This is a genomic window from Algoriphagus aestuariicola, assembly GCF_017254835.1.
Taxonomy (GTDB): Bacteria; Bacteroidota; Bacteroidia; order Cytophagales; family Cyclobacteriaceae; genus Algoriphagus; species Algoriphagus aestuariicola.
In genome coordinates this window covers 1-290 of the sequence record NZ_JAFKCW010000056.1, presented here as the reverse complement: position 1 = coordinate 290, position 290 = coordinate 1, and the positions used below count along the sequence as shown (strand labels likewise).

Sequence of the window (290 nt, the reverse complement as noted above, 5' to 3'; positions counted from 1 at the left end):
CATCGTTGAAATCATGGTCCCAGGTCAGGAAGAGATTGGTGTAGTTGCGATGCGTATGCGACCAAGGCGTGGCGTTGTTGAAGCTGCGTGGGATGCCCGTGGTGGGAAACACGGTGACGCCTTTTGGCACATCGCGCAGGCCTTCCGGCAGATCTTTCGGTACCCGGCTGTTAAACACTTCCGAAAACCGCGCCAAGCCATGCGGCGAGGCGCCATCGAGTTTGAAATCGAATTGCGTTACTCCCGCGGTGATTCGATTGTTTTCGGTCACATCCAGCTGGCCGATCAGC

1 protein-coding gene is annotated in these 290 nt (G+C 56.6%); it reads right to left on the bottom strand.

The genetic code is table 11. The annotated features are described in order from the left end of the window. On the bottom strand, positions 1–290 hold a 290-nt coding region (locus J0A67_RS22795), incomplete at both ends, for a hypothetical protein (protein WP_206571690.1).